This is a genomic window from Pseudomonas sp. GT1P32, from assembly GCF_054897805.1.
This window is the reverse complement of the sequence record NZ_CM142704.1, coordinates 4,411,484-4,424,591: the sequence shown is the minus strand read 5'-3', so window position 1 is coordinate 4,424,591 and position 13,108 is coordinate 4,411,484. Positions and strand designations below refer to the sequence as shown.

12 protein-coding genes are annotated in these 13,108 nt (G+C 56.9%); 3 read left to right on the top strand and 9 right to left on the bottom strand.

The genetic code is table 11. From position 1 onward, the window contains the following. Positions 1–36: 36 nt before the first annotated feature. From ACYZUC_RS20230 to rpmH, 9 genes are all read right to left on the bottom strand, one after another. Positions 37–909 (bottom strand): ParB/RepB/Spo0J family partition protein, encoded by an 873-nt coding sequence (locus ACYZUC_RS20230; protein ID WP_008027541.1) that lies wholly within the window; start codon positions 907–909, stop codon positions 37–39. A 9-nt stretch (positions 910–918) separates the two neighbouring features. Beyond that, a complete protein-coding gene (locus ACYZUC_RS20225) occupies positions 919–1,716 on the bottom strand; it encodes a ParA family protein (protein WP_027926208.1) in 798 nt (265 codons plus the stop codon). 18 nt (positions 1,717–1,734) lie between these two features. Beyond that, a complete protein-coding gene (gene rsmG / locus ACYZUC_RS20220; RefSeq protein ID WP_007948096.1) occupies positions 1,735–2,379 on the bottom strand; it encodes a 16S rRNA (guanine(527)-N(7))-methyltransferase RsmG in 645 nt (214 codons plus the stop codon). Next, a complete protein-coding gene (gene mnmG, locus ACYZUC_RS20215; RefSeq protein ID WP_461989931.1) occupies positions 2,376–4,274 on the bottom strand; it encodes a tRNA uridine-5-carboxymethylaminomethyl(34) synthesis enzyme MnmG in 1,899 nt (632 codons plus the stop codon). Before mnmG ends, rsmG begins: the two co-directional genes overlap by 4 nt. Before the next feature lie 551 nt (positions 4,275–4,825). Further along, positions 4,826–6,196 carry a tRNA uridine-5-carboxymethylaminomethyl(34) synthesis GTPase MnmE gene (gene mnmE, locus ACYZUC_RS20210; RefSeq protein WP_461989930.1) on the bottom strand — a complete coding sequence of 457 codons (1,371 nt, stop codon included), beginning with the start codon at positions 6,194–6,196 and terminating at the stop codon, positions 4,826–4,828. A gap of 79 nt (positions 6,197–6,275) precedes the next feature. Continuing rightward, positions 6,276–7,961, bottom strand: coding sequence for a membrane protein insertase YidC (gene yidC / locus ACYZUC_RS20205; protein ID WP_226298303.1), 1,686 nt, complete (start codon positions 7,959–7,961; stop codon positions 6,276–6,278). A gap of 2 nt (positions 7,962–7,963) precedes the next feature. Beyond that, positions 7,964–8,209, bottom strand: a complete 246-nt coding sequence (gene yidD / locus ACYZUC_RS20200; protein ID WP_010207715.1) for a membrane protein insertion efficiency factor YidD — start codon at positions 8,207–8,209, stop codon at positions 7,964–7,966. Next, positions 8,202–8,603 carry a ribonuclease P protein component gene (gene rnpA / locus ACYZUC_RS20195; protein WP_027926203.1) on the bottom strand — a complete coding sequence of 134 codons (402 nt, stop codon included), beginning with the start codon at positions 8,601–8,603 and terminating at the stop codon, positions 8,202–8,204. Before rnpA ends, yidD begins: the two co-directional genes overlap by 8 nt. 16 nt (positions 8,604–8,619) lie before the next feature. Continuing rightward, the gene (gene rpmH / locus ACYZUC_RS20190) at positions 8,620–8,754 is read right to left on the bottom strand and encodes a 50S ribosomal protein L34 (RefSeq protein ID WP_003213577.1); all 135 of its coding nucleotides are present in this window, start codon (positions 8,752–8,754) and stop codon (positions 8,620–8,622) included. A 566-nt stretch (positions 8,755–9,320) separates the two neighbouring features. On the opposite strand from rpmH, the gene dnaA reads away from it, so the two are divergent. Genes dnaA through recF form a run of 3 tightly spaced genes read left to right on the top strand, consistent with a single transcriptional unit; the run spans position 9,321 to position 13,108 of the window. Next, positions 9,321–10,841, top strand: coding sequence for a chromosomal replication initiator protein DnaA (gene dnaA / locus ACYZUC_RS20185; protein WP_461989928.1), 1,521 nt, complete (start codon positions 9,321–9,323; stop codon positions 10,839–10,841). Positions 10,842–10,880: 39 nt separating this feature from the next. After that, the gene (gene dnaN / locus ACYZUC_RS20180) at positions 10,881–11,984 is read left to right on the top strand and encodes a DNA polymerase III subunit beta (RefSeq protein ID WP_017341709.1); all 1,104 of its coding nucleotides are present in this window, start codon (positions 10,881–10,883) and stop codon (positions 11,982–11,984) included. A 20-nt stretch (positions 11,985–12,004) separates the two neighbouring features. Further along, positions 12,005–13,108, top strand: a complete 1,104-nt coding sequence (gene recF / locus ACYZUC_RS20175) for a DNA replication/repair protein RecF (protein WP_008041454.1) — start codon at positions 12,005–12,007, stop codon at positions 13,106–13,108.

Genomic DNA, 13,108 nt, shown 5'->3' with positions numbered 1-13,108 from the left:
AGTGATTTCCGACTGCACGCTACATGAGGAAATGTTTCAGCGAATGTGTGCGAGCACACCCTGAAGCTCATCAAGGGAGTTGTAACCAATTACCAACTGCCCTTTCCCCTTCTTTCCGTGTCGGATCTGCACCGCAGAGCCTAGGCGCTCAGCCAGACGCTGCTCGAGTCGGGCGATATCCGGGTCCGGTTTTACCGGTTCGGCAGGCTCCTGTTTGCCACTCAACCACTGGCGAACCAGTGCCTCAGTCTGGCGCACAGTCAGCCCCCGTGCGACAACATGTCGCGCCCCTTCAACCTGTTGATTCTCCGGCAAACCAAGCAAAGCACGTGCATGACCCATTTCCAGGTCACCGTGCGACAGCATGGTCTTGATAACTTCCGGCAACGCGATCAAGCGTAGCAGGTTGGCCACAGTCACGCGGGATTTGCCCACCGCTTCGGCCACTTGTTGCTGAGTCAGCTGGAATTCCTGCTGCAAACGCTGCAAAGCCACCGCTTCTTCGATCGGATTGAGGTCTTCGCGCTGGATGTTCTCGATCAGCGCCATGGCGATGGCGGTTTCATCCGGCACATCGCGCACCATCGCCGGGATGGTTTCCTGGCCAGCCTGCTGGCTCGCACGCCAGCGACGTTCGCCGGCGATGATTTCGAAGCGGCCGCTGCCGATCGGGCGAACCACGATCGGCTGCATCACGCCCTGAGCCTTGATCGATTGCGCCAGTTCTTCCAGCGCTTGCGGGTCCATGTCCCGACGTGGCTGGTACTTGCCGCGCTGGATCAGGTCCAGGGGCAAATGCTGCAGCTCACGCTGATCGGCTTGTACAGCCTGCTCTTCCAGCGAGCTGACGGTCGGACCGCTCAGCAGTGCATCCAGTCCACGTCCGAGACCTCGTTTCTTGACGGCCATGGGGATTCCTTAAGTTGCCTGAGCAGCGGCAGTGCGTGAATTTTTGCGCTGACGGCGAACCATCTCGCCGGCGAGTGCCAGATAGGCAATGGCGCCCCGCGAAGTCTTGTCGTAGGCCAGCGCCGGCATGCCATAGCTTGGCGCTTCGGCCAGGCGGATGTTACGCGGAATAACCGTGTCGTAGAGCTGCTCGCCGAAGTGTTCTTTCAACTGCGCCGACACGTCGTTCATCAGGCTCAGGCGCGGGTCATACATCGTGCGCAACAGGCCTTCGACTTTCAGGTTCGGGTTCAGCAGTTCAGCGATGCGCTTGATGTTATCCACAAGGTCGCTCAAGCCTTCGAGCGCAAAGTACTCGCACTGCATGGGGATAATCACCCCGTCAGCCGCGACCAAAGCGTTCAGCGTGAGCATCGACAGCGACGGCGGGCAGTCGATCAAAATGTAATCGTAGTTTTCACGGATCGGCGCCAGCGCACTGCGCAGGCGGCTTTCCTTCATCTGCATTTCCAGCAGAACCACTTCGGCCGCGGTCAAGTCGCGGTTGGCCGGCAACAACTGGTAACCACCGTGCTCGGAGTAGTGCATGGCCTGGGCCAGATCGCATTCGCCGATCAGCAAGTCGTAGACCGAGTTTTCCAGGCCGTGTTTATCCACACCGCTACCCATGGTGGCGTTGCCCTGTGGATCGAGATCGATCAACAGCACCCGACGCTTGGTAGCGACCAGGGAAGCTGCGAGGTTGATGCAGGTGGTGGTTTTACCCACACCACCCTTTTGGTTCGCTATCGCGAATACCTTAGCCATTCTTGCTTGTGTTCCCAATCATGCCGTGCGGCGCAGTATCAGCAGATGGCGTTGGCCTTGGCAACCAGGTACGGCCAGGGCGTGTTCGCTATCGAGGTGGAAGTCTGCCGGCAATGCTACCAGCTCATCGGCCGGATGAACGCCCTTCATTGCCAGCCAGCGTGTATCGGCGTCGCCGAGGTGGCGCGTCCAGTTGCTGAAGTTCTCCATGCTGCTGAACGCCCGGGAAATGATCCCGTTGAAAGGCTGTGCAGGCTGGAAGGCTTCGACGCGACTGTGGATAACTTGCAGGTTATCCAGTTTGAGTTCGAGTTTGACCTGGGTCAGGAAGCGGGTTTTCTTGCCGTTGCTGTCCAGGCAAGTCACTTGGGACTCTGGAAACAGGATTGCAAGCGGAATGCCCGGCATGCCGCCGCCGCTGCCAACGTCCAGCCAGCGACCATTTTCGATGAACGACATCACGCTCAAACTATCGAGCAGGTGACGCGAGACCATTTCGTCCGGATCGCGCACGGCGGTCAGGTTGTAGGCCTTGTTCCATTTGATCAACAGGGCCAGATAACCCAGCAACTGCGCATGCTGGGTTTCGGTCAATGTGACACCGAGCTGGCGAGCACCTGTGGATAACTCTTCGGCGTGTTGCGAGGTGACCAACGAACTCAAGCGCTTTGCTCCAACTGACGGCCCGCGCCGCGTTTTTTCAAATGAATCATCAACAGCGAAATGGCTGCCGGTGTGACACCCGGAATGCGTGACGCCTGGCCCAGTGTTTCTGGACGGGTCGCACCGAGCTTGCTCTGGATCTCTTTGGAGAGACCGGAAATGTTCGTGTAATCGATATCCACAGGCAGTTTCGTGTCTTCGCTCGCCCGCAGACGTGCGATTTCATCTTGCTGACGATCGATATAACCGGCGTATTTGGTCTTGATTTCGACCTGCTCGGCGACTTGTGGATCTTCTGCGCCCCCGCCAGTCACGGCGATCAGACCAGCGTAGTCGATTTCCGGACGGCTCAAGAGGTTGAGCAGGTTGTATTCGTGAGTCAGTGGCGTGCCGAATTTTTCGGATATCGCATCGCCTTGCTCGGTGCCCGGGCGAACCCAGGTACTTTTCAGGCGCTGCTCTTCCAGCGTGATGCTTTCGCGTTTGGTGCAGAACGCCGCCCAACGCGCGTCATCCACCAGACCCAGCTCGCGACCTTTTTCGGTCAGGCGCAGGTCCGCGTTGTCTTCACGCAAGATCAGACGGTACTCGGCGCGGGATGTGAACATCCGGTACGGCTCTTGAGTTCCAAGGGTAATCAGGTCGTCAACCAACACTCCGATGTACGCCTCGTCGCGACGCGGACACCAGGCGTCTTTGCCCTGCGCACGCAGCGCAGCGTTGGCCCCGGCCAGCAAACCCTGGGCGCCGGCTTCTTCGTATCCGGTGGTGCCATTGATTTGCCCGGCGAAAAACAGACCGCCGATGACTTTGGTTTCCAGGCTGTACTTCAGATCACGCGGATCGAAGTAGTCGTACTCGATGGCGTAGCCCGGACGCACGATGTGCGCGTTTTCCATGCCGCGAATCGATTGCACGATCTGCAATTGCACGTCGAACGGCAGGGATGTGGATATCCCGTTCGGGTACAGCTCGTGAGTGGTCAAACCTTCCGGTTCGATGAAGACCTGGTGGCTTTCCTTGTCGGCAAAGCGGTGGATCTTGTCTTCGATCGACGGGCAGTAACGCGGACCGATACCTTCGATCAACCCTGCATCGGAATACATCGGCGAACGGTCGAGGTTCGCGGCGATGATCTCGTGGGTCCGGGAGTTGGTGTGGGTAATCCAGCAGCTGACCTGTTTCGGATGCTGCTCTTTGGAACCCATGAACGACATCACCGGGATCGGCGTATCACCTGCTTGCTCGGTCATCACCGAGAAATCCACAGACCGACCGTCGATACGCGGCGGCGTACCGGTTTTCAATCGGCCGACACGCAGTGGCAATTCGCGCAGACGGTGAGCCAGGGCGATCGACGGCGGATCACCGGCACGACCACCGGAATAATTCTGCATTCCGATGTGGATAAGTCCACCGAGGAAGGTGCCAGTGGTCAACACCACGGAGTCGGCCAAGAAACGCAGGCCCATTTGGGTGACAACACCGCGCACTTGTTCCTGTTCAACGATCAGGTCATCAGCGGCTTGTTGAAATATCCACAGGTTCGGCTGGTTTTCCAGTGCTTCGCGGACAGCGGCCTTGTACAGAACCCGGTCTGCCTGGGCGCGGGTTGCACGCACGGCCGGGCCTTTGCGGCTGTTCAACACGCGAAACTGAATGCCGCCTTTATCGGTAGCCATGGCCATCGCGCCGCCGAGGGCATCGATTTCTTTCACCAAGTGGCTTTTGCCGATCCCGCCGATGGCCGGGTTGCAACTCATGGCACCGAGGGTTTCCACGTTATGCGTCAGCAACAGGGTTTTTGCCCCCATACGTGCTGAGGCCAGTGCTGCCTCGGTACCGGCATGACCGCCGCCGATGACGATCACTTCAAAACGGGAAGGGAAATCCACCACGCACCTCGTGCCTGCTTAAGTAGGTAATTCAGGAATAGTTTGAGCTCAGGTTTTTGGACCTGGTCGACAAGTATAGGGACTTCGCCCTTCCTAAAGAACCCTCTGCACAAAATTTAACCAGCTGTGGAGAAGTCGGGGTTATAGAAATTAAAAAGAAAGAAATTTATTAAATCTTTGTTTTTATGTTTATTTCTACTGAGCATCATTTCTGTGGATAGATTCATACAGCCCTTTATTTTCAATGTGTACAGAGAATCAAAACCCTGTGGTCATGTGCCAATGAGGCCCTTGGATAACCGGTGTAAGCCTGTGGATGAAAGGGGTGGTTATCCACAGAGGCGGTTATCTTCAGTTTTGAGGCCCTGTTATCAACTGCCCTTAGCGGCAGTTATTCACAGGGCTTAATCCACAGAAAAGCGGTGATTGATCAAATTCCGGACGCGGAAAATCCGCCCGAACAGAAAAAATCTGCTCGGCACTGGAGGCAATTCAGGAGAAGGGGGGAGAACAGACAGGCGCGAATGGCCTGTCTGTGGACAACGAAAGGGCTATTTACCGATACAGAAACTGGAAAAGATCCGTCCCAGCAGGTCATCGGAGCTGAATGCACCGGTGATCTCGCCCAAGGAATGTTGAGCCTGGCGCAAATCTTCGGCCAGTAGCTCGCCGGCACCCGCCAGCGTCAGCTGTGCACGGCCGTGCTCGAGGGACGCACTGGCATGACGCAACGCCTCAAGGTGACGCCTGCGAGCACTGAAGCTGCTTTCCGACGTCTGCTCATAGCCCATGCAGGCCTTGAGATGATCACGCAGCAGTTCCAGGCCTTCGCCAGCCGACTTGGCACTCAGGCTGATGGTCACATGGCCATCCTCACTGACTTCCAGGGCAATCGCTTCGCCGGTTAGGTCGGCCTTGTTACGGATCAACGTGACTTTCGCCGGATCCGGGCGGATTTCCAGGAACTCTGGCCACAACGCGAACGGATCAAGCGCTTCCGGTGCAGTGGCATCGACCACCAACAGCACTCGATCAGCTTCGCTAATGGCTTTCACCGCCCGTTCAACACCGATTTTTTCCACATGGTCATCGGTATCTCGCAGACCAGCGGTATCTACCACGTGAAGCGGCATGCCATCGATGTGGATATGTTCGCGCAAAATGTCACGGGTGGTGCCAGCAATCTCGGTCACGATCGCTGCTTCACGACCGGCCAGAGCGTTGAGCAAACTGGATTTACCGGCATTTGGCCGACCGGCGATCACCACCGTCATGCCGTCACGCAGCAACGCACCCTGCCCGGCTTCGCGCAGCACGGTGGATAACTCGTCCCTGACTTTGTCGAGCATGCTCAGTACATGGCCATCGGCAAGGAAGTCGATTTCTTCCTCCGGGAAGTCGATAGCCGCTTCTACATAAATCCGCAGGCCGATCAGTTGCTCGGTGAGGTTATGTACACGATCGGAAAATGCCCCCTGCAAGGAACGCAATGCATTGCGGGCGGCCTGTGCAGAACTGGCCTCGATCAGGTCGGCGATTGCTTCGGCCTGTGCCAGGTCAAGTTTGTCATTGAGGAACGCACGTTCGCTGAATTCACCTGGTCGTGCCAGACGGCACCCTAGTTCAAGGCAACGCTTGAGCAGCATGTCGAGAACGATCGGGCCGCCATGACCCTGGAGCTCCAGCACATCTTCGCCGGTGAACGAGTTCGGGCCCGGAAAATACAAGGCAATGCCCTGGTCCAGCACCTCTTCGTTTTGATCGAAAAACGGGCCGTAGTGGGCGAATCGCGGCTTGAGTTCACGACCGCTGAAGGCCTTGGCCGCAACGCTCGCCAGCGGCCCGGAAATACGGACGATGCCTACACCGCCACGACCTTGAGCGGTGGCGACGGCGGCGATGGTTTCACGAGGAGCGCTCATAAACCGGTATCCAGACAAAAGTGACAGATAGCAAAACGCCCCACTAGGGGGCGTTTTGAGTGGTTATCCACAGTGTAAATCAGGCAGCCGCTTTAGTAGCCGCTTCGATTTTACGAGTGATGTACCACTGTTGGGCGATGGACAGGCAGTTGTTCACTACCCAGTACAGCACCAGACCAGCCGGGAACCACAGGAAGAAGAAGGTGAAGATGATTGGCATCAGCTTCATCACCTTGGCCTGCATCGGATCCGGAGGAGTCGGGTTCAACTGCTGCTGGATGAACATGGTTGCACCCATGATGATCGGCAGAATGAAGAACGGATCCTTGATCGACAGGTCAGTAATCCACAGCATGAACGGCGCTTGGCGCATTTCAACGCTTTCCAGCAGAACCCAGTACAGCGAAAGGAAAACCGGCATCTGCACGAGGATTGGCAAGCAACCACCCAGCGGATTGATCTTCTCTTTCTTGTACAGCTCCATCATGGCTTGCGACATTTTCTGCCGGTCATCGCCATGTTGCTCTTTCAGCGCGGCCAGTTTCGGTGCCACTGCACGCATGCGGGCCATGGATTTGTAGCTGGCTGCCGACAGCGGGAAGAAGATCCCTTTGATCAGCATGGTCAGGAAGATGATCGACCAGCCCCAGTTACCGACCAGCGCGTGGATGTGTTGCAGCAGCCAGAAGATTGGCTGGGCAATGAACCACAGAATGCCGTAGTCGACGGTCAGTTCCAGACCTGGGGACAACTCTTTCAGCACAGCCTGGCTTTTCGGACCAGCGTACAGAACAGCGCTGGTTTCGGCTTTCGCACCTGGCGCAACAGTCATTGCCGGGGCGGTGTAGCCGATGATGTAGTTGCCTTTGCTGTCTTTACGGGTCTGGACGACGTTGTTTTCGCCCTTCGCCGGAATCCATGCGGTCACGAAGTAGTGTTGCAACCAGGCAACCCAACCACCGTTCACGGTTTCTTTCAGCTGAGCCTTATCCATGTCCTTCATCGACACTTTCTTGTACGGCTCGTTACTTGTCCACAGGGCGGCGCCCAGGTAAGTCGCGGTGCCGGTGGCGGTGCTGGAAGAAGGATCGGAGCTGGCGTCACGCTTCAATTGCGCGAACATCGCACCGGACCAAGGCTTGGCGCTTTCGTTGTCGATCACGTAGGAAACGGTTACGTCGTACAGGCCACGTTTCAGTGTGAAACGCTTGATGTAGTTGACGCCGTCCTTGCTGAACTTCAGGTCTACGACCAATTGGTCCTGACCGTCAGCCAGTTGGTAGATCTTCTTCTCGGAGGAGTAAACCGGACGACCGGCAGGACTTGCGTCCGGACCATCGGTACCGATCAAACCGCTTTGAGCCAGATAAGTCCGCTCGTTGCCGTTATCGAACAACTGGAATGGAATTTCCGGATGGTCCTGGCGACGTGGATACAGCGGCAGCGTCAACTGTGCAACATCGCCACCTTGTGGATCGATAGCCAGGTTGAGCACATCCGTTTTGATCTGGATGAGGTCTTTGCTTGCAGCTACTGGTGTTTCAGCAGGTGCAGTGGCACTGGTATCGCTTGCGGCGCGCGGAATGTCGTCACTGACAGAAGCATTATTGCCAGTCGCCGTATCCGGTAGGCCCGGTGCGGTAGTACTGGAAGCAACATTCTGAGTCGGCAGGGCAGCCTGGCCATAGTCCTGGTTCCATTTAAGAACCATAACGTAGGACACGATTGCCAGGGCGACGATCAGGATCGTGCGTTTGATATCCATGATTACTCGGCCATCGAAGAAGAACGGGAGGTAGGGATAGGTGGAACCGGGTCATAACCACCGGGATTCCACGGATGACAGCGACCTAAACGACGAAAGGTCAGCCAGCCACCGCGCAGAAGGCCATGATTTTCTATGGCTTCTAACGCGTAGCAGGAACAACTGGGGTAGAAACGACAGTGACTGGCCATCAGAGGACTAATGGCATAGCGATAAAACTGGATCGGAACGAGTGCCAGTTTACGCATCTGGACTGTCTACCCCTACAGTTTCGGTTTTGACTGCTGGTACCGGCGTGCTGCGTGCCAGACGCTTCCAGAGTTTGCCGAAATGCTGAATCAATTCGGGGTTTTCTACGTCACCCAAACCTTTGCGCGCGACGATAACGATATCCCAGCCGACCAGTGAATCCTGGTGCAGACGGAACGATTCGCGCATCAGACGTTTGAGGCGATTGCGCTCGACGGAGAGCTTTACGCTCTTTTTCCCGATAACCAGCCCGAGACGGGGGTGATCAAGATCGTTGTTGCGCGCAAGGAGCAGGAGATTTTTCCCCGGAACCTTGCCGGTAGGGGAGTCAAAGACTGCCTTGAAATGCCGGGGAGTAAGCAGACGCTTTTCCCGACTGAAGTCCTGACTCACCTCCAGTGCCGGCTTATCAAACTGCCAGACGCGCACGACCTTTGGCGCGACGACGCGACAGAACGGCACGACCGTTCTTGGTAGCCATGCGAGCACGGAAACCGTGGGTACGAGCGCGTTTGATAGTGCTTGGTTGGAAAGTACGTTTCATTGTCGTGTTACCTGGTTCGTCCACAACGGGCCGGAATGGCCCCCGTTTTAAGAGACCGGGGATTCTAGAGAAAGCAAGCCTCTAGGTCAATTTCCAACCAACGTTTCCTTATAAATAGATCTCCAGACGTTTTGCTCGTCTTCACCTCCAGCCAAATATAAAAATAAAGAAGGAAAGTATTTAAAGCTTTTCTGTAAAGCTTATAAAAGCTAGGGCACCGATCATCTGTGGATAACTACCTTCAGGCCTTCTATCCCGTGATGTACAGAGAATGACAACTACGGTGGAAAACGGTGGTCAGCCTGTGCTGCGCTATCGGATAAGCTGTGTGTGAAAGGGGCTGTTATCCACAGGCAGGTTATCCACCGAGTTTCGCCCCCACTTGTGCAACGACCTCAAGGGTGGTTATCCACAGAGCTTATACACAGACCACTGGTCGTCTTTTTTACGTATAAAACGTTGATTCTTCTTGGTCAGTGACCCACCTACGTGTGGATAAGTCGGCGTCTGGTCGCTACAATGGCCGCTTGTTTTTGCCTCACCGGCTTTCAACTTAGGGGATATCCGTGTCAGTGGAACTTTGGCAGCAGTGCGTGGAGCTTTTGCGCGATGAGCTGCCTGCCCAACAATTCAACACTTGGATCCGTCCACTACAGGTCGAAGCCGAAGGCGACGAGTTGCGTGTCTACGCACCGAATCGTTTTGTTCTCGACTGGGTCAACGAAAAGTACCTGGGCCGCGTCCTTGAACTGCTGGATGAGCATGGCAACGGCATGGCGCCGGCGCTTTCCTTATTAATAGGCAGCAAACGCAGTTCGGCTCCACGTGCCGCCCCGAATGCGCCATTGGCTGCTGCCGCGTCTCAGGCACAGGCGGCTCAAGCGCCTGCCAGTGCCCCGGCACCTGTCCCGGCGGCTACACCGACCAAGCGTTCGACCCAGAAAGTTGCCGAAGTCAGTGAAGAGCCATCGCGCGACAGCTTCGATCCGATGGCCGGCGCCAGTTCTCAACAGGCCCCGGTGCGTTCCGAGCAGCGCACGGTGCAGGTCGAAGGTGCGCTCAAGCACACCAGTTACCTGAACCGCACTTTCACCTTCGAGAACTTCGTCGAAGGTAAGTCCAACCAACTGGCCCGGGCTGCGGCCTGGCAGGTGGCGGACAACCCCAAGCACGGTTACAACCCGCTCTTCCTTTATGGTGGTGTTGGCTTGGGTAAAACTCACTTGATGCACGCTGTGGGTAACCATCTATTAAAGAAGAACCCGAATGCCAAGGTCGTGTACCTGCATTCGGAGCGTTTCGTGGCCGATATGGTCAAGGCTCTGCAACTGAACGCGATCAACGAGTTCAAGCGCTTCTACCGTTCGGTGGACGCGTTGCTGATCGATGACATTCAGTTCTTCGCCCGCAAGGAACGTTCGCAGGAAGAGTTTTTCCACACCTTCAACGCCCTGCTCGAAGGTGGCCAGCAGGTCATTCTCACCAGTGACCGCTACCCGAAAGAAATCGAAGGCCTTGAAGAGCGCCTCAAATCCCGCTTCGGCTGGGGCCTGACGGTAGCCGTCGAGCCGCCGGAGCTGGAAACCCGTGTCGCGATCCTGATGAAAAAGGCCGACCAGGCCAAAGTCGATCTGCCCCACGACGCGGCGTTCTTCATCGCCCAACGTATTCGCTCCAACGTCCGTGAGCTGGAAGGTGCGCTTAAACGCGTAATCGCCCACTCGCACTTCATGGGCCGCGATATCACCATCGAGCTGATTCGCGAATCCCTGAAAGATCTATTGGCGCTGCAAGACAAACTGGTCTCTGTGGATAACATTCAGCGCACTGTCGCCGAGTACTACAAGATCAAGATTTCCGACCTGCTGTCCAAGCGTCGTTCACGCTCGGTCGCTCGTCCGCGTCAGGTTGCCATGGCGTTGTCCAAAGAGTTGACTAACCACAGCCTGCCGGAAATCGGCGACGTGTTTGGCGGCCGCGACCATACGACTGTTTTGCACGCCTGCCGCAAGATCAACGAACTTAAGGAATCCGACGCGGACATCCGCGAGGACTACAAGAACCTGCTGCGTACACTGACTACTTGATGAACACCAGCGCAGCTTATTAAGGCAAGGGACTAGACCATGCATTTCACCATTCAACGCGAAGCCCTGTTGAAACCCCTGCAACTGGTCGCAGGCGTCGTCGAGCGCCGACAGACCTTGCCGGTGCTCTCCAACGTGCTGCTGGTTGTCGAAGGCCAGCAACTGTCGCTGACCGGTACCGACCTGGAAGTCGAGCTGGTCGGTCGTGTACAACTCGAAGAGCCGGCTGACCCGGGTTCCATCACTGTGCCTGCGCGCAAGCTGATGGATATCTGCAAAAGCCTGCCGAACGACGCGCTGATCGACATCAAGGTCGACGAGCAGAAGCTGGTGGTGAAGGCTGGCCGTAGCCGCTTCACCCTGTCGACCCTGCCGGCGAACGATTTCCCGACTGTTGAAGAAGGCCCGGGTTCGCTGACTTGCAGCCTTGAGCAAAGCAAACTGCGTCGTCTGATTGAACGCACCAGCTTCGCCATGGCCCAGCAGGACGTGCGTTATTACCTGAACGGCATGCTGCTGGAAGTCTCGGCCGGGATCATCCGGGCCGTGGCCACCGACGGTCACCGTCTGGCCATGTGCTCGATGCAGGCCGACATCGGTCAGCCGGATCGCCACCAGGTCATCGTGCCGCGCAAGGGTATCCTTGAGCTGGCGCGGCTGCTGACCGAGCCGGACGGCATCGTCAGCATCGTCCTGGGTCAGCATCACATCCGCGCCACCACGGGCGAGTTCACCTTCACCTCTAAACTGGTCGACGGTAAATTCCCGGACTACGAGCGTGTCCTGCCAAAGGGCGGCGACAAACTGGTGCTCGGTGATCGTCAGGCGTTGCGTGAAGCCTTCAGCCGTACCGCGATTCTGTCCAACGAGAAGTACCGTGGTATCCGTCTGCAACTGGCCAACGGTCAGCTGAAGATCCAGGCCAATAACCCGGAGCAGGAAGAAGCGGAAGAAGAAGTGGGTGTTGAGTACAACGGCGGCAATCTGGAAATCGGCTTCAACGTGAGCTACTTGCTCGACGTGCTGGGCGTGATGACCACTGAGCAGGTTCGCCTGATCCTGTCCGACTCCAACAGCAGTGCGCTGGTGCAAGAGTCCGACAACGATGACTCGGCCTACGTTGTCATGCCGATGCGTCTGTAATCATGCTCAGCAGAAGCTAGATGTCATTAAGTCGCGTCTCGGTCACCGCGGTGCGCAATCTGCACCCGGTGACCTTCTCCCCCTCCCCCCGAATCAACATTCTTTACGGCGCCAACGGCAGCGGCAAAACCAGTGTTCTGGAAGCCATTCACCTGCTGGGGCTTGCCCGTTCGTTTCGTAGTACCCGCCTTTTGCCGGTTATTCAGTACGAGCAATTGGCCTGCACGGTCTTCGGTCAGGTTGAATTGGCAGAGGGCGGGCACAGCGCACTGGGGATATCACGGGACCGCCAAGGCGAGTTCCAGATCCGTATTGACGGGCAGAACGCGCGCAGTGCGGCACAGCTGGCGGAGATCCTGCCGCTGCAACTGATCAACCCTGATAGCTTCCGCCTGCTTGAAGGCGCACCGAAGATTCGCCGGCAGTTTCTCGACTGGGGCGTGTTCCACGTGGAACCGCGATTCATGTCCACCTGGCAGCGCTTGCAGAAGGCCCTGCGCCAGAGAAACTCTTGGCTGCGGCATGGTACACTTGACGCCGTTTCGCAAGCGGTTTGGGACAGGGAACTGTGCCAGGCCAGCGCTGAAATAGATGAATACCGCCGTGCCTATATCAAAGCCTTGAAACCAGTCTTTGAACAGACCTTGAGCGAACTGGTTGAGCTTGAAGGTTTGACGCTCAGCTATTACCGAGGCTGGGACAAAGACCGCGAATTGAGTGCAGTGCTCGCTGGGTCCGTTCAGCGAGACCAGCAGATGGGTCATACCCAGGCCGGACCACAACGCGCTGATTTGCGCCTCAGATTGGGTGCACATAACGCCGCGGACATCTTGTCCCGCGGTCAGCAGAAGTTGGTGGTCTGTGCATTGCGGATTGCCCAAGGGCACCTGGTCAGCCAGGCCCGACGCGGCCAGTGTATTTATCTGGTGGATGACTTGCCGTCCGAACTGGACGAGCAGCACCGCCGCGCGCTTTGCCGCTTGTTGGAAGACTTACGCTGCCAGGTGTTTATCACCTGTGTAGATCACGAATTATTGAGGGAAGGCTGGCAGACGGAAACGCCAGTCGCTCTGTTCCACGTGGAACAGGGCCGTATCACCCAGACCCACGACCATCGGGAGTGA